Source organism: Mycolicibacterium austroafricanum, from assembly GCF_902705885.1.
In the GTDB taxonomy this organism is placed as follows: domain Bacteria; phylum Actinomycetota; class Actinomycetes; order Mycobacteriales; family Mycobacteriaceae; genus Mycobacterium; species Mycobacterium vanbaalenii_A.
Genome location: NZ_CACSIP010000034.1, coordinates 257,816 through 276,302, shown reverse-complemented (window position 1 = coordinate 276,302; position 18,487 = coordinate 257,816). Strand labels below are relative to the sequence as shown.

Annotated in this window: 17 protein-coding genes; 9 read left to right on the top strand and 8 right to left on the bottom strand. The window is 67.9% G+C overall.

The features are described 5' to 3' along the window. Positions 1 to 44: 44 nt before the first annotated feature. Positions 45 to 695: a cutinase family protein gene (locus BEMPMBAN_RS22030; protein ID WP_234897640.1), complete on the top strand. Its 651-nt coding sequence runs from the start codon at positions 45 to 47 to the stop codon at positions 693 to 695. On the opposite strand, the gene BEMPMBAN_RS22025 is transcribed toward BEMPMBAN_RS22030, so the two are convergent. Beyond that, positions 678 to 4,154 carry an indolepyruvate ferredoxin oxidoreductase family protein gene (locus BEMPMBAN_RS22025; protein WP_159233370.1) on the bottom strand — a complete coding sequence of 1,159 codons (3,477 nt, stop codon included), beginning with the start codon at positions 4,152 to 4,154 and terminating at the stop codon, positions 678 to 680. The genes BEMPMBAN_RS22030 and BEMPMBAN_RS22025 overlap by 18 nt on opposite strands. Before the next feature lie 139 nt (positions 4,155 to 4,293). Between BEMPMBAN_RS22025 and BEMPMBAN_RS22020 the strand changes: the two genes are divergently transcribed. After that, on the top strand, positions 4,294 to 4,767 hold the full coding sequence (locus BEMPMBAN_RS22020; protein WP_159233369.1) for an Lrp/AsnC family transcriptional regulator: 474 nt from the start codon (positions 4,294 to 4,296) through the stop codon (positions 4,765 to 4,767). Positions 4,768 to 4,855: 88 nt separating this feature from the next. Here the strand turns inward: BEMPMBAN_RS22020 and BEMPMBAN_RS22015 are convergent, their stop codons facing one another. Both BEMPMBAN_RS22015 and BEMPMBAN_RS22010 read right to left on the bottom strand, forming a co-directional pair. Continuing rightward, positions 4,856 to 5,827: an LmeA family phospholipid-binding protein gene (locus BEMPMBAN_RS22015; protein ID WP_159233368.1), complete on the bottom strand. Its 972-nt coding sequence runs from the start codon at positions 5,825 to 5,827 to the stop codon at positions 4,856 to 4,858. A 66-nt stretch (positions 5,828 to 5,893) separates the two neighbouring features. Further along, a complete protein-coding gene (locus BEMPMBAN_RS22010) occupies positions 5,894 to 6,553 on the bottom strand; it encodes a TetR/AcrR family transcriptional regulator (protein WP_159233426.1) in 660 nt (219 codons plus the stop codon). Positions 6,554 to 6,680: 127 nt separating this feature from the next. Here BEMPMBAN_RS22010 and BEMPMBAN_RS22005 point away from each other — a divergent pair, with 127 nt between their 5' ends. The 6 genes from BEMPMBAN_RS22005 (at position 6,681) to BEMPMBAN_RS21980 (ending at position 12,228) form a co-directional block, all read left to right on the top strand. Next, positions 6,681 to 7,817, top strand: coding sequence for a VOC family protein (locus BEMPMBAN_RS22005; protein WP_159233367.1), 1,137 nt, complete (start codon positions 6,681 to 6,683; stop codon positions 7,815 to 7,817). Beyond that, positions 7,814 to 8,752, top strand: coding sequence for a fumarylacetoacetate hydrolase family protein (locus BEMPMBAN_RS22000; protein ID WP_159233366.1), 939 nt, complete (start codon positions 7,814 to 7,816; stop codon positions 8,750 to 8,752). The genes BEMPMBAN_RS22005 and BEMPMBAN_RS22000 overlap by 4 nt, the downstream gene beginning before the upstream one ends. Further along, entirely contained in the window at positions 8,749 to 10,296 is a 1,548-nt protein-coding gene (gene mhpA, locus BEMPMBAN_RS21995) for a bifunctional 3-(3-hydroxy-phenyl)propionate/3-hydroxycinnamic acid hydroxylase MhpA (protein ID WP_159233365.1), read from the top strand. Before BEMPMBAN_RS22000 ends, mhpA begins: the two co-directional genes overlap by 4 nt. Then, the gene (locus BEMPMBAN_RS21990) at positions 10,272 to 10,748 is read left to right on the top strand and encodes an acyl-CoA thioesterase (RefSeq protein ID WP_159233364.1); all 477 of its coding nucleotides are present in this window, start codon (positions 10,272 to 10,274) and stop codon (positions 10,746 to 10,748) included. The genes mhpA and BEMPMBAN_RS21990 overlap by 25 nt, the downstream gene beginning before the upstream one ends. 139 nt (positions 10,749 to 10,887) lie before the next feature. Then, complete coding sequence (locus BEMPMBAN_RS21985) at positions 10,888 to 11,043, top strand: hypothetical protein (RefSeq protein ID WP_159233363.1); 156 nt, start codon at positions 10,888 to 10,890, stop codon at positions 11,041 to 11,043. 141 nt (positions 11,044 to 11,184) lie between these two features. Next, on the top strand, positions 11,185 to 12,228 hold the full coding sequence (locus BEMPMBAN_RS21980; protein ID WP_159233362.1) for a cupin domain-containing protein: 1,044 nt from the start codon (positions 11,185 to 11,187) through the stop codon (positions 12,226 to 12,228). Between the two features lie 29 nt (positions 12,229 to 12,257). On the opposite strand, the gene BEMPMBAN_RS21975 is transcribed toward BEMPMBAN_RS21980, so the two are convergent. The 3 genes from BEMPMBAN_RS21975 to BEMPMBAN_RS21965 all read right to left on the bottom strand — a co-directional run bounded on the left by BEMPMBAN_RS21975 (position 12,258) and on the right by BEMPMBAN_RS21965 (position 15,379). After that, entirely contained in the window at positions 12,258 to 13,682 is a 1,425-nt protein-coding gene (locus tag BEMPMBAN_RS21975) for an SDR family NAD(P)-dependent oxidoreductase (protein WP_159233361.1), read from the bottom strand. A gap of 21 nt (positions 13,683 to 13,703) precedes the next feature. Then, the gene (locus tag BEMPMBAN_RS21970) at positions 13,704 to 14,756 is read right to left on the bottom strand and encodes a phosphotransferase (protein WP_159233360.1); all 1,053 of its coding nucleotides are present in this window, start codon (positions 14,754 to 14,756) and stop codon (positions 13,704 to 13,706) included. Positions 14,757 to 14,911: 155 nt separating this feature from the next. Next, on the bottom strand, positions 14,912 to 15,379 hold the full coding sequence (locus BEMPMBAN_RS21965) for an ArsI/CadI family heavy metal resistance metalloenzyme (RefSeq protein ID WP_159233359.1): 468 nt from the start codon (positions 15,377 to 15,379) through the stop codon (positions 14,912 to 14,914). A 97-nt stretch (positions 15,380 to 15,476) separates the two neighbouring features. Here BEMPMBAN_RS21965 and BEMPMBAN_RS21960 point away from each other — a divergent pair, with 97 nt between their 5' ends. Further along, positions 15,477 to 15,836 (top strand): Rv2640c family ArsR-like transcriptional regulator, encoded by a 360-nt coding sequence (locus tag BEMPMBAN_RS21960; RefSeq protein ID WP_159233358.1) that lies wholly within the window; start codon positions 15,477 to 15,479, stop codon positions 15,834 to 15,836. 34 nt (positions 15,837 to 15,870) lie between these two features. Here BEMPMBAN_RS21960 and BEMPMBAN_RS21955 read toward each other — a convergent pair whose 3' ends face one another. Next, positions 15,871 to 16,806 (bottom strand): glycosyltransferase family 4 protein, encoded by a 936-nt coding sequence (locus tag BEMPMBAN_RS21955; protein WP_234897635.1) that lies wholly within the window; start codon positions 16,804 to 16,806, stop codon positions 15,871 to 15,873. A 188-nt stretch (positions 16,807 to 16,994) separates the two neighbouring features. Continuing rightward, the gene (locus BEMPMBAN_RS21950; RefSeq protein WP_159233424.1) at positions 16,995 to 18,434 is read right to left on the bottom strand and encodes a DUF2252 domain-containing protein; all 1,440 of its coding nucleotides are present in this window, start codon (positions 18,432 to 18,434) and stop codon (positions 16,995 to 16,997) included. Between the last annotated feature and the right edge of the window lie 53 nt (positions 18,435 to 18,487).

Here is an 18,487-nt window from a genome sequence, read left to right as displayed (position 1 = left end):
GAGGAGAGACCGTGGCAATCCGCCCCGCCACCCAGCGCGCCGCCTTGTCAGCCCTTGCTGCCCTTCTCTGCTTGAGCGGCCTCAGCGGCCTGAGCCCCGCGACCGCGGCGGCGGCCCCGCAGTGCCACGACATCGAGATCGTGTTCGCCCGGGGCACCGACGAGCCTGCCGGGCTGGGCAACGTGGGCAGAGCGCTGGTGGACACGCTGACACCGATGGTGAAGGACCAGACGATCGGGGCCTACGCGGTGAGGTACCCGGCCTCGTGGGACTTCCTTCAGGTCGCCGTGGGCGCCAACGATGCCAGCAGGCGGATCCAGTCCATCGCCGCGACATGCCCCGACAGCAAGATCGTGCTCGGCGGCTACTCGCAGGGTGCCGCCGTCATCGACGTGGTCACCACGTCTCCGGTCGCAGTGCTCGGCTACACCGCGCCGCTGCCTGCCTCGGTGGTCCCGCACGTCGCCGCCGTCGCGGTGTTCGGCAACCCCTCGGCACGGCTCGGTCGACCGTTGACGGTCCTGAGCCCCGACTTCGGTGCCCGCACCGCCGACCTGTGCAACACCAACGACCCGATCTGTTCGCGTGGCGACGATTTCGACTCCCACAGTCGCTACCCGCAGTCCGGCCTGGTCAAGCTCGCCGCGCAGTGGATCACCAGGCACGTGCAGCAGCCGTCAACGGCGAATTCCTAGTTCGCACAGTCGGTCGTGATAAGCCTGCACACCGGCCAGTTTGATGTCCTCATAGCCCCGCACCATCTCCGCCAGCCCGGCGATCTCCACGGCCCGGTCATAGTTGGACGGCTCCAGTTCGGCGGCAAGCCGGGTCACCACGGCGGTGTACTCGGCGAGCAGACCGCGCTCGACCCTGCGCACGTGGGCATAGCCGAAGGGATCGAACCTGGTTCCCCGCAGGCGTTTTCCCTTGGCCAGCACACGCAGGACGACGTGGCTGCGCGGGCCGAGGCCGATCTTCTTCTGCAGACCCATCGCCCGCAACGCCGGCGGGTGCAGCTTGTAGGTCAGTTTTTCGCCGGTCGGAAACTGCGCGTGCACCGACGAGAGGAACTGTGCGTCGGTCAGCAACCGCGCCACTTCGTACTCGTCCTTGTAGGCAGTGAACTTGTAGAGACCGTCGGCGACGGTCTGGCTGAACTCGGTCCGCTCCCCGAGGGCGCGCTCTGCCGACCAGATCGTCTGGAGCACCTCCACATAACGGCGGGCGAGCTTCTCGCTCTGGTATCCGACGAGGTCTGCCGCCCGCCGCGCGATGAGATCACCGACGTGCCCGAAGAAGGTGGTGCCGTCCAGGACACGGGGGGCCACCGCAGCCCTGGGAGGGCCGGGCACCGGCGCGACGAGGCCAGCGAACTGCGCGGGGTCCGCGACCGCGAGCCGCCCCCAGCGAAACGCAGCGATGTTGGATTCAACGGCAACGCCGTTGATCGTGATGGCCTCCTCCACGTGCTCGGCCGCAATCCTCAGCGCACCGCTCTGGTGAGCGGCCCCGATCAGCAGGAAGTTGGCGGGGGCCGTGTCACCGAACAGGGCACGGGAGACCGCCAGGGCGTCGAAGGAGTACACGCTGCGTGCGACCTGGTCCAAACGGTGGAGCAGGTAGGGCGTTTCAGGGTACGCGATCGTCTTGTCGGACACCATCTCTCCGGTGGGCGTCTTGCTCGTCGACACCACGTAGACGGTTCTGGCCGGATCAGCGTAGGCGACGTTCTTGGCGTCGGCGGCGACCAGCAGATCAAAACCCACGATGCAGTCCGCGCCGGCGGGGGTGAGCCGGTTCGCGGGATCGAGCGCGCCCGCGGCGAACCGCAGGTGGGATACGACGGGGCCGGCCTTCTGGCTCAGACCGGTCTGGTCCAGGCTCGCCACGTCGTAACCGGCGCGCAGCGCCGCGGTGGCGAGCACCTGGTTCACCGTGACGATCCCCGTGCCACCGATCCCGGCGAAGAGAACGTTATGGGTACCGATCACCGGCTCCAGCTCGACGTCGGGCAGCACCGGCGGAGCGGGCCGAGACCGGACGGGGCGCGTCGCCCGCGTCGGCTTCACCTCGACGGTGACGAACGACGGGCAGTCACCGTCCAGGCAGCTGTAGTCGGTGTTGCAGGAGCTCTGATCGATCCGTGTCTTGCGCCCGTACTCGGTGTCCACCGGTTGCACCGACAGGCAATTGGACTTCACACCACAGTCTCCGCAGCCTTCGCACACCGCTTCGTTGATCAGAACCCGGGTGGTGCGGGCGGGCAGCGTCCCGCGTTTGCGCTGCCTGCGCGCATCGGCGGCACAGTGCTGGTCATAGATCAACACGGTGACGCCTTTGACCTCACGGAGCCGTTTCTGCGCCTCGTCGAGGCGGTCCCGGTGCCACAGCAGCGTGCCCTCGGCGAAGGCACTCTTGTGGTGCCGCTTCGGTTCGTCGGCGCAGATGATGATCTGCTTGATCCCCTCGGAGGTCAATTTGTGGGTCAGCTCGGCCACCGAGAGGGCGCCCTCGGCGTGTTGAGCGCCCGTCATCGCCACCACCTCGTTCCACAGCAGCTTGTAGGTGATGTTGACGCCTGCGGCGACACAGGCCTGGACGGCGAGCTGACCGGAGTGGAAAAACGTTCCGTCACCGATGTTCTGGAAGATATGTGGCACGTCGGCGAACGGGGCCTGACCGATCCACTGACTGCCTTCTCCGCCCATCTGCGTGAGTCCGGTGACGGCGGTGTCCGTGCGGCCTGACATGGTCACCATCGTGTGGCAACCGATCCCGCCGCCGGCCAGCGACCCTTCCGGCACGACGGTCGACCGGTTGTGCGGACAACCACTGCAGAAGTACGCGGTGCGTTGGGTGGGAAGCACCTCCAGCGACAGCGACGGGGGCGGCGGTTTGCTCAGCGCCAACCGATCTTTCAGCACCCGGCGCAGCGGTGCCGACAACCGTCCGGCGGTCAGCTCACCACCTGCGGGAATCAGCGGCTGACCGCAGCCGTCCCGCTTGCCGAGGATCTGCGGGGCATCGGCACGGCCGTACAGGATGTCGCGCATCTGGAGCTCGACGAACGCGGTCTTGTCCTCGACGACGAGGATCTCCTCCAGGCCCCGAGCGAAGGCGCTGACGGTGTCGGGGCCCAGCGGAGTGGGCATGCCGATCCGAAGCAGCTTGACGCCGGCCCGGTGCAGCGCGAAGTCGTCGGCACCGAGGTCACGCAGCGCCTGCCGCACCGAGTCGAACGTCGTGCCGGAGGCGGCGATCCCGATCCGCGCGTGCGGTGGGTCGACCTCGATGACGTCCAGACCGTTGGCGGCGCCGTAGGCACGTACCACCTCGGCCCGCGGTCCGTACAGGTCCGCTTCGGCATCGAGGCTGGCGGCGGGTGCCGCCATCGGACGTTGCCGGTAGACGAACGGCCTTCCCTGCCACAGCACCTCGGGCGTGACGATGTCGACATCGACGTCGTCGGGACCAACAGACCAGGCGCCGTCGGCCACATCGGCGACGATCTTGAGTGCGACCACACAGCCCGAGGCCCGTGACAGCGCCACACCGTGCATGGCCATCGTGACGGTCTCACGGGCGTTGCGGGGGAAGAGAACCGGGATGCCGAGCGCCGCCAACGACCGCTCGCTGGCCGACGGGACGGTGGAGGACTTCGACGCCGGGTCGTCGCCGACGAGGAGCAGCATTCCGCCACGGTTGTTGGTGCCGTACATGTTCGCGTGTCGCAGGGCGTCGGTGGCCCGGTCCAGACCGGGGCCTTTGCCGTACCAGACGCCCACCACGCCGTCATAGGCTGCATTGCCCGTGGAGAAGGTGGCGAGTTCGGCTTGGCTGCCCCACACCGCGGTAGCGGCCAGTTCCTCGTTGACGCCGGGCACGAAGGTGATGTCGTGCGCGTGGAGCACGTCGGGCATCCCGGCCAGCATCCGGTCGACGCCACCGAGCGGGCTGCCCTGGTAACCCGACACGAACGTCGCCACCCGCAGGCCTGCGCGGGCGTCGCGCTCGTGTTGTTCGATCAGCGCCCGGGCGATGGCCTGCACACCGGTCAGCAGCACTCGGCCCGATCCGGTGCGGTAGCGGTCACCGAGTCGGTACCCACTCGTGTCACGGCCCGGGTCGGGTCGGCGGATGTCGAGATCGGTCAACGGGGCTCACCACCTCGGCACTTGATGGGTGTGTTGCTATCTCCAGGGTGGCAGTCGCATGCACTATGAGCAAGCAAGGTCGATCTAGTTGAGCATGTTGCCCATTTCTGGAGAAGTGTGACGTGCGATACTGCGCGGCATGGCGAAGCTGGACCGCACCGATGCCCGACTACTGCTGGCGCTGTGTGACGCACCCCGGGCCACCGGAGTGCAACTCGCGGCCACGCTCAACCTCGCACGCAACACCGTGCAGGCGCGGCTGGCGCGGTGGGAGCAGGAGAAAGTGCTCGCGCCGATCGACCGCTGCGTATCACCACGCGATCTCGGTTATCCGCTCAAGGCGTTCATCACCGCCGTCGTCGACCAGCACCAGTTGGAGGACGTCCTCGCGGCGCTGGAGACCCTCGCGCAGGTCACCCAGGTGACGGGACTTTCCGGGGCGGCCGACCTGCTGATTGCGGTGGTGGCCACCGATGCCGACGACCTGTATCGGCTCGCCGGACTGGTGCTCGCGGTGCCCGGCGTGCAGCGCACCACGATGTCGGTGGCGATGCACGAAGTCGTCGCCTACCGGACGCGGCCGTTGTTGGAACGACTGGCCCGCGGACAGTGAATCACCCTCCGCCGGAACGGTATTCCAGCACGCCGGCACTCAGGATTTCTCTGCTGGAATACCGTTCCGGCGGGATTGGGGGGCGCGCTCAGAGTCGCGCGAAGCAGGGGTTGGCGTCCTCTTGCGGAATCGACGCGTTGCGGCTGGAGAACTCCCCGACGACCCCCGCATCGGTCACCGCGACGCTGTCGGCCTGGATTCCGAGCGGGTAGTTGGTGTTGAGCCGCGTGGTGAGGTCGTCGAGTGCGCTCTGCACGGCGTCGCGCGGAAACGGCCCGACGACATCGAGCACCTCGAGCTCGAGATCTCCGTCGGTGACCACGGGCCTGGCGGTGACGCTGTTCTCGCCCGCCTGCAGGACGATGGTGCCCGCCGCCGGGTCGGTCACGACGCCGGTCACGAGACTGCCGACGCCGGGGAGAGTGTCCGCGACGGTGTCTTTGATTCCCGCTGATGTCCAGGTCAACGTGGCATCCAGCGACCCGATGGTGCCTTTGGAGTCCCCGGACTCCTGCAGTCGCACATCTTCGAGGGTGACCACCGCGGTCATCCCCTCGGCGGACTGCACCCGGTCCCCCGCAGTCCGCACCGAGATGTTGGTGTAGCGACCGGTGAGGTGCTGCCACAGGAACGGCGGGTTCACGCCGTAGGAGATCGTGGCCCCGTCCTCGACGACACATTCGGCGACGCCGACCAGGATGCCGTCGGCGCGGTGTCGGGCGTAGAGCTCACCGCCGGCCAATCCCCCGGCCAGCAGCGCGACCGCGATGACCGCGATCAGAACGGCCGTCTGCCGGTTGCGGAAACCGGCGCCGGCACGCCCGGCGGCCGCGGGCTGCTGCGGAGGCGGCGGTGCTGGTGGCCGTGCCGGCGGCGGTGCTGGTGGGGGTGGCCGCCGGAACTGCTCGGTGGGCACCGCATCCGGAGGTCGCGCGCGGATCTTCTCCGTCGGCTGCTCGTGCCGACCCGGCCGCGGCAACCGATGGGTCGCCGGGTCGGTGCGCGGCGTACCCCGGCCGCGCCAACCAGGCTGTCCGGGGCGGTGCGGCGGGTTCGTCACCTGCGCAAGTCTGCCTCATCGGCCGGAGATGCCGGGCGATCTCGGCGCCCACAACACCGAGCGGGGCTACGCAGCCGAACCCGACTGTCCCAGGGTGTCGATGTCGGGCAGCGGTAGCTGACAGAGCCGGTGCGCTTCGCCGGCTGACATGCCGAGGACGGTGAGCACATGCTCGGTGACCCGGTCTGCCGTGTCGGCGACGTCGCGCTCGGGTTCGTCGTGGAGCAGTTGCCCCAGACCCAGAAGCGCCCCGCCGACGACGGCCATCGCCACGCTGAGATCGTCGACGTGGAAGCGACCCGCCGCGACGGCCTCGGTGATGTCACGTCTGGCCCTCGGCGCCACCCCACGGTTCGACGACAGCAACGACAATCCGCTCGACAGCAGCACTCGACTCTCCTGCGGACGGTGGCGGAAGAGCCGACCGGTGAGGCGAAAACTGCATGCGAACGCCTCGGCCGGATCGTCCAGCGACTTGGTGAGTTCGTCCAGCAGCGCGCCGTGGGCGTCCAGCACCTCCGTCAACGCCGCGTCGAACAGCTCGTCCTTGCTGGTGAAGTGGTTGTAGAACGACCCCATCCCGACATCGGCGGCCTGGGTGATCTCGAGCACCGGGACGTTGAGCTTCCCTTCCGCGATGAACGACTGCGCGGCCGCGATCAAGGCGGAGCGCGTCTTCTGTTTGCGGCGCGCAAGGCGGTTCGGCACATCGTCGGGATGCGACATCAACTCGGACACCTCCAGCAGACGACCCATGTTAACCGACTCCTCATTTCTGAGGATTTCGTCAGGCATGATTGACTGATGATAGCGTCGCATGTGACGATATCGTCAGAAAAGCGAGGAGGTTGTGATGGGCGATGCAGTCGGCGCACATCAAGACCTGCACAGCGAACAGGGTGCCCGCAGGGGTGAACACCCTGGTCGGTCGCGCAATCCGGTGATCAAGGTGCAGGACATCGCGTGGCTGGAGTTCGAGAAGCCGGATCTGCTGCGGGCCGAGGCGTTCGCGCAGGCATTCGGGTTCTCCACGGCGATGCGCACCGACGACGAGGTGCAGTTGCGCGGCACCGATCCCGGTGCGCCGTGCGTGATCGTGCGCAACGGGACACGCTCGCGGTTCGTCGGGGTGGCGTTCACCGCCGGGGACGAGGCCGACGTGCTGCGCCTGGCCGACGCCACCGGCGTGGCCGCACGACCGTTGCCCGAGTCAGTCGGCGGGATCTCGGTCGACCTGATCGACCCGAGCGGGGTCCCGGTACACGTCGTCGCCGGAACCCATGAGTCGGCGCCGCTGCCTCGGCAGGTGCCGCCGGTGCTGAACTTCGGTGAAACCTTGTTGCGAACCAACGCGACTCAACGGCCACCGCGGATCCCTGCCCGGGTTCAGCGGCTGGGCCACGTGGTACTGCAGAGCACCCGATACCTCGAGACCCTGAACTGGTATCTCGATCACCTCGGGATGATCGTCAGCGACTTCCTCTATTTCCCCGGTCAGCGTGACCTCGGCCCGGCGATGAGCTTCATCCGCTGCGACCGGGGCGACACGCCCGCCGACCACCACACCCTCGCGCTGGCGCTCGGACCGCGAAATCGATACGTGCACTCCGCCTATCAGGTCAGCGACCTGGATGCGTTGGCCGCGGGCGGTGAGTACCTGCGCGATCACGGTTACCAGCGCTCCTGGGGTATCGGCCGCCACATCCAGGGCAGCCAGATCTTCGACTACTGGCGTGACCCCGACGGCTTCCTCGTCGAGCACTTCGCCGACGGCGACATGTTCGACAACAGCCTTGAACCCGGGTGGGCAGCCTTCACCGCAACCGGTCTCGCGCAGTGGGGTCCGCCGGTGACGAAAGACTTCCTCGGCATCGCCCCCGGACGCGAACCGGTCGAGGAACTGGGCGCGATGTGGCGCGCAGTGCGCGACCGCGACAACGAGTTCACCCTGACCCGCCTGCGCGGCCTGATGAAAGTAGCCAGTTCATGACCACGACCGTCCTCCGCACCGCCGATGCCTGGTATGTCCAGATCGGCGACGGCGCCATCGAGATCAACACCACCGCAACCACCACCGCAGAGTTGTTGCGCGACCGGTCCGCGATCGACGCCGCGACCGACCCTGCCACCGCGGTCTCCGTCGACACCCTGGACCTGGTGTCCCCCGTGACCACGCCGTGCCGGGTGGTCGCGCAGATGACGAACTATGCGTCGCACGTGAAGGACTCGGGTATGGACCCGGCGACCGTGCCATTGACGTTCTTCCGAAAGACGTCCGGGTCGATCAACGGCCCCACAGCCGACATCGTCAAGCCCGCACACGTCCGCTTCCTGGACTACGAGGTCGAGATCGGCCTCGTCATCGGCCGGGAGTTACCCGTTGGCACCACCGTGAACGAATCGGACCTCTCGACATACGTCGCCGGGCTCGTCGTCACCAACGACGTGTCGGCCCGCGACATCCAGCTTCCGAAAACGCAGTTCTACGAGGCGAAGTCCTACCCCACGTTCACCCCGGTAGGACCGGCGCTGGTGCTGATGGACGCCGACGAGCTGAAACGCTTCAGCGACCTGCGTCTGCAACTGCGCGTCAACGGCGAGCTGCGCCAGGATGCCGTCGTCGGCGGCGACATGATCTATCCCCCGCTGCGTGCCCTGCAGGAACTGACCCGGTTCCAGCGACTCGACGTCGGTGATCTGGTGCTGACCGGCACCCCGGCCGGGACGGCGCTCAGCGCTCCCCCCAAGCCGATCGAGATGATCGGCGCGCTGCTGCCGCCGGCCCTGAAATGGAAGGCGTTCTTCAGGAGCCAGTCCAGGAACACCGACTACCTGAAAGCCGGAGATGTGGTGGAGGCCGGCATCGCCACCGATGACGCGGCGATCGACCTCGGTACCCAGCGTGCGGTGGTCAGGTACGCGTGAGTGTCGAGCACGCCCCCGTCGTCGTCATCGGGGCGGGCCCCACCGGCATCACCGTGGCTACCTTGTTGGCGCAGTACGGCATCAGCTGCGTGATCCTCGATCGATGGACGCAGGTATACCCTCAACCGCGCGCGGTGCACCTGGACGACGAGATCTGCCGGATCGTCGCCCGTCTGGGTCTGGCCGAGGGGTTCGCCGCGATCTCACGTCCAGCGCTCGGACTTCGGCTGCTTGATGGTTCGATGAACGTTCTGGCCGAGTTCGGTCGTGATACGGCGATGAGCTGCAACGGATTTCCGCAAGCGAACATGTTCGACCAACCCGAGTTCGAGACCCTGCTGCGTGCCAATCTCGGGCGCTATCCGCAGGTGCAATTGCGGGGTGACGTCGAGGTCACCGACATCAGCCACCCGACTCGGGACCGGGTCCGGGTGACCTACTGCGACCGCTCCGACGGCGCCGAACACCATATCGACGCCGACTGCGTCCTCGGGTGCGACGGCGCCAACAGCGTCACCCGCCGCCGGATCGGCATCGGCATGCACGACCTCGGATTCGAACAACGATGGCTGGTCGTCGATGTCGCGACGTCGGCCGATCTCGATCAATGGGAAGGGGTCCACCAGGTCTGCGATCCACACCGCGCCGCCACCTATATGCGCATCGGCGAGACCCGTTACCGTTGGGAGTTCCGGCTTCTCGACTCCGAGACGGCACAGGACTACGCGACCCTCGAGGCGCTGTTGCCGCTGCTGCGTGCGTGGGTCGACGGCGTGCCGGTCGATTCCCTTTCCCTGGTGCGCGTCACCGAGTACACCTTCCGCGCCCAGCTGGCGGACCACTGGCGCCGCGGTCGGGTCTTTCTTCTGGGCGATGCCGCGCACCTCACCCCGCCGTTCATCGGACAGGGTATGGGGGCGGGATTGCGTGACGCGATGAACCTGGCGTGGAAGCTGGCCGGCGTACTCGACAACACGCTGGCGGCTGACATCCTCGACACCTACGAGCAGGAACGAAAGCCACATGCCCGGGCCATGATCCGGTTGGCGCTGGGAATCGGGCGCTGCATGACAGCAGGCGGCGAGTTCGGCAGCCTGACCCGGCGATTGGCCCTGCCGGCACTGCAACGGCTCCCGGGGGTCAGCGCCAAGGTCCTCGACGGGGAGACCCCGCCGTTGCGCCGTTCGGCCCTGGTACACAAGGCACGCAGACCACGACAGCTCGCGGGGCGGCTGTGTCCGAACCCGGTCATCGCCGGGGCAACCCGACTCGACACGCTATTGGGGCCCGGTTTCGCCGTCGTCACCACCGAGACGCCCGATCCCGCCCAGTCGGCCCTGATCGAGCAGCGCGGAGCCGCCGTGTACCTCGCCCCTGCGAACTCCGCACTCGCGCAATGGCTTCACCGCGGCCGGGCGGCAGCCGCGGTGATCCGGCCTGACCGGACCGTGATGCACGCGGGCCGGGACCTCGCCGCAGTGTGCGAGACCCTGCCGGGGCCAGGCGCTAGTTTGTCCCCATGGAACCTCGGACGCCACCGCTGATCAGCACGGTGCCACGGCCCCACCCGGCACGACTGGATGCGACGTCCTATCCGGTTCACCAGTTGATCGACGCCAGGTTCGGCGACATGGACGCCAACGGTCACCTCAACAACGTCGCCCTCGAATCGCTGCACGAGAACACCCGAGCCACCCTCAACCGGCAGATCTTCCCCGAGGTGTACGACCGCGCAGGCCGGAGGCTACGGATCGTGACCTCCACGATCGTCGTCCACTATCTGCGCGAGGCCCCCTGGCCCGCGGCGATCGACACCGCCATCGGCATCGGCCACGTCGGACGGACATCGTTTGTCGCCTCCACAGCGCTCTTCCACAGCGATGCGTGCATCAGCCTGTGCGACACGGTGCTGGTGCTGTTGGACGACAACGGTCCGACGCCGATCCCCGACGACGCACGGGACCGCCTGGAATCGCAGCAACTGCTGGTGGACTGAGGACGGCCGCAGCACCCGACGTTTCCCTACCATCCGTGCATGGCCGACGATGCAGACAACCGGGACCAGTCCGACGTCGAGAGTCTCGCCGACGCGCTGCTCGCCGCGATTCAGGATGGCGCAGACGGAGACTCCTCGAATGTTCCCGCTGCCGACCAAGTTGTGCACCCGGGTGCTGGCGCCGATGAGACCGACGTCCGCCGAGCAGGCCGACGCCTACGCCGAACGCATCCGCGCGGCCATGCGGGACGCCCTCGACGAGATGACCGAAAACCGGCGGCCACTGCTCGGCTAGCTCCTTTTCGCGAGCAGACACAAACTCGCGCAAATATCCCGGTTATCGTACGAGTTTGTGTCTGCTCGCGGGGCCTAGCGGGGCGCGACGAGCTAGGCCGACACCATGACAGCGGGCCCGCGGCATAGCAGAGTCGTCTCCATGACGACGTCCAGCACCCGCAGCAGCCACACCGCCTCACTGCACGACGGCGAGATCGTGGAGGAATCCGATCTCGGCTCGATCCGGCGCATCACCGCCGACAACCTGCCGATCCTGAAAGGCCTGTCGATCAAACGGGTGCTCATCAATCCGGGGGCGATGCGCACCCCACACTGGCATGCCAACGCCAACGAGCTCACCTACTGCGTCTCCGGCACCGCGCTGGTGTCCATCCTCGACGACGGCAGCAGGTTCTCGACGTTCGTCATCACCACCGGGCAGATGTTCTATGCCGCCTCCGGTTCGCTGCACCACATCGAGAACATCGGCGACAACGTCGCCGAGTTCATCATCGCGTTCCGCAACGAACGCCCCGAGGACTTCGGATTCGGAGCCACGCTGGGCGCCTTCTCCGACGCGGTGCTGGGCAACACCTACGACCTGCCCTCCTCCGACCTGGCCAGGATCCGCCGCGACACCACCGACCGCAGACTGGCTGCCCGCACCGGTGATCCCGAGATCCCAGCCAACGCGTACTTCAACGACCCGCACAAGTTCGACGTCGAAGTCCAGGCCCCCGGACTGAACTACGTCAGCGGCAGCGCCCGCTTCGCCCGCGACCAGTACTGGCCGGTGCTCGAGGACATGTCGATGTACTCGCTGCGCGTCGCCGAAGACGGGATGCGCGAACCGCATTGGCATCCGGTGACCGCGGAGATGGGTTACGTCCAGCACGGCGATGCGCGCATGACCGTCATGAATCCCGACGGGACGCTGGATACCTGGACCATGACCACCGGGGACATGTACTTCATTCCACGCGCCTACCCGCACCACATCGAGAACCTCGGCACCGACGAGTGGCATTTCCTGATCTTCTTCGACCAGCCCTTTCCCGCCGACATCGGTTACCGCGCCTCTGCGAGCGCGTACTCGCGCGAGGTGTTGGCCGCCGCCTTCAACACCCACATCGACGACCTGCCGAACTTCCCCTTCACGCCGGCCGATCCGCTGATCGTCAAGCGCACCAACCCCGTCGACTGACCGCCCCGGCAAGCAGGGCCACGCGACGGCTACCAGTTGGCCGGTGCGTAGTCCTTGAGGAAGCAGCCGTGCAGATCTTCGCCGGCCTCCCCACGGACGATCGGGTCGTAAACGCGGGCGGCACCGTCGGCCAGATCCAGCGGAGCGTGGAAACCTTCGTCGGCGAGCCGCAGCTTGGTCGGGTGCGGACGCTCGTCGGTGATCCAGCCGGTGTCCACGGCGGTCATCAGAATGCCGTCCTGCTCCAGCATCTCGGCGGCGCTGGTGCGGGTGAGCATGTTCAGCGCGGCCTTGGCCATATTGGTGTGCGGATGCCCCGGGCCCTTGTAGGCGCGGCTGAACTGGCCCTCCATCGCCGACACGTTGACCACGTAGGTGCGGCGCGCCGGTGACGCCGCCATCACCGGGCGCAGTCGGCTCACCAGGATGAACGGTGCGGTCTGGTTGCACAGCTGCACCTCGAGCAGCTCCATCGGATCCACCTCGTGCACCCGCTGGGTCCAGCTGTTCACCGCGGCGGTGTCGGGCAGCAGGCCACCCGCGTCGATGGCGGTGCCCGCCGCGATCCGCTCGGGGGAAGCGCTTCGCGCGGTGAGTGCGAGTTCGGTGACGGCGTGCGGATCCGGGTGCTCGGCCAGGCTCCCGGCCAGCGCCGCCGGGTGCGCGTCGCTGACCCGGTCGAAGGTGACCACGTCCACGTCCGCGAGTTCGGCCGGCGGCGTGCGCTCCGCCTCGACCAGCGCCGCGTACGAGCCCGGCGCACGGCGCACGGTCTGGGCGGCGTTGTTGATCAGGATGTCCAGCGGGCCCTGCGCAGCCACGTTGTCGGCCAGCGCGACCACCTGAGCCGGGTCGCGCAGGTCGATGCCCACGATGCGCAGCCGGTGCAACCAGTCGGCGCTGTCGTCCATCGCGGCAAAGCGGCGTACCGCATCGTTCGGGAAGCGGGTGGTGATCGTCGTGTGGGCGCCGTCGCGCAGCAGCCTCAGCGCGATGTACATCCCGATCTTGGCGCGGCCGCCGGTGAGCAGGGCCCTCTTGCCGGTGAGGTCGGTGCGGGCGTCGCGCTTGGCCCGGTTGAGCGTGGCGCACGCGGGGCAGAGCTGGTGGTAGAACGCGTCGACGACGGTGTGGTGGTTCTTGCAGATGTAGCAGGCCCGCGACCGCAGCAGGGTTCCCGCGGTGGCCCCGGCCGCGGTGGACACCAGCGGAAGGCCGGCGGTCTCGTCGTCGATGCGCCCGGGTGCACCGGTGGCGGTGGCAGCGATCACGGCGCGGTCAGCAGCGGCCACCGCGTCCCGCTTGGCGTGCCGGCGGGCCTTCTTCACCGACTTGAAGATGGCCGCGGTGGCCCGTCTAACGGCGACGGCGTCGGGGTGCTCGGGCGGCAACGACTCGATGTCGGCCAGCACCTGAAGACACGTGCTGAGCTTCTCCGGATCGATCGCGGTCACGGTGGAAGAGTACGGGTCTTTTCACCGCTCGCCGATGCGCCGCCGGAGCTCGGCGAACGAATCGAGGTCCTGCACGGCCTGCGCGCCGCGGTCGAGCCCGGCGCGGGTCACGTCCTCCCCCTGCAGCCGCCCACTGAAAGCGGCGGTGACTGCGGCGGCGATGTAGGCGGTCACCGCGAGCATCCGGTAGTCGTCCCAGGCCTGTTCGAACGGCAGCCGTGGCCCGGATCGCGCGGACAGTGCGTCGAGGTACTCGGTGAGTAGTTCGCGTTCGATGCTGCGCCGCAGGTCGGGGTCCAGCGACGTGACGGCGAAGTAGGCGAGGTCCTTGAGGCCGGGGCCCTGCGCGGCGACCTGCCAGTCGAACAGGACAGGACGGGCGCCGAGGAAACAGATGTTGCCCCGGTGGGTGTCACCGTGCAGGAACGTCAGCGGAAAATCGCGAAGCGCCGCAGCGACGGCCCTTCGCCGGGTGCGCACGATGGCGGCGTCGGCGCGGACCGCGGGCGGGACGACGTCGTGGTAGCGGCGGGGCAGCAGCGCCACCAGCCGCCAGGTCTGCGGGCCCCACGACACCGACCTGGCTGCGGGTGGAGTGAACGCCGCCAGATCCGCCGTGAACCGGGCCGACTGCCAGAACATCGCGTGGAACCCGGCGAGCGCCCTGGCCACCGCGACGGCCTCGTCCGGCGTGCACGACCCGGCGACGTCGCCGAAGCGCGCGCCTGCCGGCGCCAGGTCCTCCATCAACAGCACAGACCTGCCCCCGCCCGAGGCCGCACCGTAGACCGCCGGTGCCACGTCACCGAGATCTGGGCCCAGTCGCCGGTAGACCTCGACCTCGTTGCGTCCCAACCGCATCACGTTGTCGAACAGCCGTTCCACCGGCCGGGTGGGCGTCAACTTGGCGAACACCCGCCGCGGCGTGCCGGGCGGACCCGTCACCTCCAGACGCGCCCGCACGGCGGTGCCGTGATCGGCACCGAGGAGGTGCACACCGGTGACGCCGGACAGGCCGGTCAACGACCGGAACACCTCGGTGGTGATGTCGTCGGGACGAATCGGCACGGTCATGGCGGAGGCGGCAGCGGCCGCATTCCGGCCGGCCTCATCTGCCTCTTGATCCTCGACATCACACCCTGCACCTCTGACGCGTCGGCGCGTGGGTGGCCGATCTCGCTACCAATCTATGGAGCCGTCGTCTGGACCGCAGCAGATCACGGTATTCGTCAGCAGCAGGCGTTTTCCGCCTTTTCCCCCACATCGGCGCCGCAGCACACGTCGGTCTCAGCGGTACCGCCCTCGGTGTGCTGCGGGCTGGTGCCGAACACGTCGGAGTCCGACAACACGGTGTAGACCTCCCACTTCTCCCCTGCCGGCCCGGCGACCCACACCTTGTCCTGGGTGGCGAAACAGCAGGTGGTGTTCATCTCCTCCTCGGTGAAGAGACCCTCCGCGCTGAGCCGGCCGATCTCGGTGTGCACGGCCTCGCTCGTCGATACCTCGACGCCGAGGTGGTTGAGCGAACCGCCTTTGCCCGGGTTCTCGATGAGAACCAGTTTGAGCGGCGGTTCGGCGACCGCGAAGTTGGCGTACCCGTCCTTGATCTTGGCGGGTGCGGTGTTGAACAGCTTGGAGTAGAACGTGATCGCCGCGTCGAGGTCGTCGACGTTGAGGGCGAGTTGAACTCGGGACATGAGAACCTCCATACCTGTGAGACTTATATCGAATTAGCGCGCTACCGCCACCCTGCCACCTTTTTGATATATGTCAATCCTCTGGCAGAATCGAACCGTGCCCAAGACACTGCCGACCGTCGACATCTCCGCACCGGTGTGCTGCGCACCCGTCGCGGCCGGGCCGATGAGCGACGACGATGCGCTTCAGGTGGCGCTGCGCCTGAAGGCGCTGGCGGACCCGGCGAGGGTGAAGATCATGTCGCTGCTCTACAGTTCGGCCTCCGGCGCGCAGAACAGCGGAGAGCTCGCCGACGTCCTCGGGCTCAGCGAATCCACCGTCAGCCATCACCTGGCACAACTTCGGCGCGCCGGCTTCGTCGAATCCGACCGGCGGGGCATGCGCGTCTACCACCGAGTCGCGAGCGACGCGGTCGGCGCCTTGTGCGCGGTGCTCAACCCCGACTGCTGCGCCTGAACGGCACCCGATTCATGTTGCCTCAGAGAGGGTTTCACGACCGATCGATGATTGCGCGATACACGTCGACGTACTTCTCGACCATCGTCTCGACCGCGAAGCGCTCGTCGGCGATCTCGGCGATCCGGCTGCGGTCCAGATCCGTGACGGCGGCGACGGCGGCAACCGCGGAGTCGATGTCGATGACCAATGAGCCGGTGACGCCAGGGGTGATCAGCTCACTCATCGAACCTCGCGCATTCGCGATCACCGGTGTGCCGCAGGCCATCGCCTCCACCACGCTGTAGCCGAAGGGTTCATCGAAGTCGATCAGGTGCAGCAGTGCGTGCGCGCCACCGAGAACCTCGGCACGCCCGGCCGCGTCGACGGCGCCGAGGTAACGCACCCGGTCGCCATCGATGTGTGGAGCGACCTGATCACGAAAGTACCTCTCGTCCTGGATTATTCCGGCGATGTCGAGACGCCGGCCGGACCGGCGGGCGACCTCGATCGCATCCGCGGTGCCCTTGTCGGGGTGGATCCGCCCGAAGAACAACAGATGCTCGCCGGGATCGGGGTGGGTGGTGAACCCGCCGGTGTCGATGCCGTGGTGGATGGTGGCGGCATAGGTCAGATTCGGGTGTCGGTCGGCATCGCTGATCGACACGTAGGCGGTGCTGCCGTCGTAGCGCTCGTAGACCGGAACGATCCGTGGCGACGAGAAGCCGTGGATCGTCGTGACGACCGGCGTCGCGATCAGGGCGCTGTAGGTGAGTGGCAGGAAGTCGAACCCGTTGTGGATGACGTCGAAATCGTCGGCGCGTTCGAAGACCGACGCGATGTGCAGACATTCGGCGACCTTGGCGTCGATCGTCACGTCCTCGGACCATCCGGCCGGTGCCGTCGCGTGCAGCGCGGCGGTGGTGATCGAGTCCGCGGTCGCGAACAGGGTGACGTGGTGGCCGGCCGCCACCAGACCTTCGGTGAGCAACGAGGCGAACTGCTCCCACGGCCCGTAGTGACGTGGCGGCGTCCGCCACGCAATCGGTGCGAGCAGCGCGACGCGGATCGGGCCGGTGGGCGCACTCGGGATGGGGATGGCCTCAGGCTACCCGCCGTTACGTCTGGCGGGTCGGCGCTGTCGGCCAGCCTCGACAACCTGCGCCGCCTCGTCGAAAACTAGACACCCCGCTCGACCGGCAACCGCCCCCGGTCCACGGCGGCCACCAGCGCGGCGTGGTCGGCTTCGGTCTGGTCGGCGTACCTTCGGGCGAAGGTGGCCAGCGCGTCGTCCACCTTCTTCGAGTGCCCCAGGTAGCCCGCGATCATCGAGGCGCCGCTGGTGCGGGCGTGCCCCTTGGCCAGCAGCTGACCCACCACACCCGTGTAGTCGATGAGCGCCTTGGAGTCCATCGCGTCCAGCGGGATGGTCCCCTTCATGTTGCGGAATTGCCGCACGTAGTACTGCAGGCCGTCCACGGTGGTCCAGCCCAGCAGCGGATCGCTGACCGTCTGCAGCGCCTGCTGGTACTCCACCACGCGTTGGCCCTGGTGGGCGTGCAGGGCGGATTCGCCGTGCACGTGGCGCGCCAGCACCGAGCGGCGGGCCTGTTTGAGCTGCAGGAAGACCACGTCCTCCGGCGAGGAGCCCTCCAGCAGGGCGACATAGGCGCGCAGGCCGACGCTGCCCACCCCGACGACCTTCTGCGCGACGTCGAGCAGCGTGTAGCCGCCCAGCACGCGCCGCCAGTGCGTGGACAGAGTGGGCAGGTATTCGTCGAGCGCCTCGGCCAGCGCGTCGGCCTCGCGCTGCGGTAGCCGGGTGATCAGCGGCGGCTCTTCGACGATCTTGCGGACACCGTCGACCTCCTCGGTGAATCGCGGCAGCGCACGGTCGCTGGTGCGGTTGCGCGCCCGTTTGGCCGACCGCCGTACCTCATCGGCCAGCGGACCGGCTGCCTCGCCCTCCAACTGGTCGACGTCCAGCCGGGTGAAGGAGCGCGAGAACAGTGGCTCGTCGGACAGTCGGCGCAGTTCCCGCCGGTACGCCGAGACGCAGGAGCGCACCGCGGAGCCGCAGTCGTCCTCGGAGGCGCCGTTGTGGCGACCGGCCACCCAGATGCTGGCCACCAGGCGACGCAGGTCCCACTCCCAGCCACCCGGGTGCGCCTCGTCGAAGTCGTTGAGGTCGATCACCAGGTCGCGTTCCGGCGATGCGTAGAAGCCGAAGTTGCCCAGGTGCGAATCGCCGCAGACCACCGGCCTGATGCCGGTCGACGGCAGCCTGGCCACGTCGTCGGCCATCACCACCGCGGTGCCGCGCAGAAATCCGTACGGCGAGGCGACCATGCGCCCCACCCGGACCGGGATCAGCCGTTCCAGCCGACCTCGATGGTTGGCATCGATCAGCTCGATCGGGTCGGGGCGGCCCGCCGGTGGACTCCAGTCGGCCATCGATCGCCGGGGCACCCGCTTGCGCAGGCTCTTGCCCAGCGCATAACGCTCGGCTCGGGTCACGGGCCGCTGCCGCAGCGAGTGGTAGGCACCGCTGTCGGCCTCGGCCAGCACGGTGTGTCGGGTCGGCTCAGGAGCCGTCGCGGTGCTGCTCACCATTCTCATGGTGCGCGATGAGCCGCGTTGCGGGGGTGTCTTGAGTGAATCCTCACGGGTCA

Bases quoted from the DNA above. Each gene is read 5' to 3' on its own strand.
- BEMPMBAN_RS22020 (WP_159233369.1), top strand. From the start codon at position 4,294: ATGGCGAAGCTGGACCGCACCGATGCCCGACTACTGCTGGCGCTGTGT.
- BEMPMBAN_RS22010 (WP_159233426.1), bottom strand. From the start codon at position 6,553: ATGTCGCATCCCGACGATGTGCCGAACCGCCTTGCGCGCCGCAAACAG.
- BEMPMBAN_RS22005 (WP_159233367.1), top strand. From the start codon at position 6,681: ATGGGCGATGCAGTCGGCGCACATCAAGACCTGCACAGCGAACAGGGT.
- BEMPMBAN_RS22000 (WP_159233366.1), top strand. From the start codon at position 7,814: ATGACCACGACCGTCCTCCGCACCGCCGATGCCTGGTATGTCCAGATC.
- BEMPMBAN_RS21990 (WP_159233364.1), top strand. From the start codon at position 10,272: ATGGAACCTCGGACGCCACCGCTGATCAGCACGGTGCCACGGCCCCAC.
- BEMPMBAN_RS21985 (WP_159233363.1), top strand. From the start codon at position 10,888: ATGTTCCCGCTGCCGACCAAGTTGTGCACCCGGGTGCTGGCGCCGATG.
- BEMPMBAN_RS21980 (WP_159233362.1), top strand. From the start codon at position 11,185: ATGACGACGTCCAGCACCCGCAGCAGCCACACCGCCTCACTGCACGAC.
- BEMPMBAN_RS21970 (WP_159233360.1), bottom strand. From the start codon at position 14,756: ATGACCGTGCCGATTCGTCCCGACGACATCACCACCGAGGTGTTCCGG.
- BEMPMBAN_RS21965 (WP_159233359.1), bottom strand. From the start codon at position 15,379: ATGTCCCGAGTTCAACTCGCCCTCAACGTCGACGACCTCGACGCGGCG.
- BEMPMBAN_RS21950 (WP_159233424.1), bottom strand. From the start codon at position 18,434: ATGAGAATGGTGAGCAGCACCGCGACGGCTCCTGAGCCGACCCGACAC.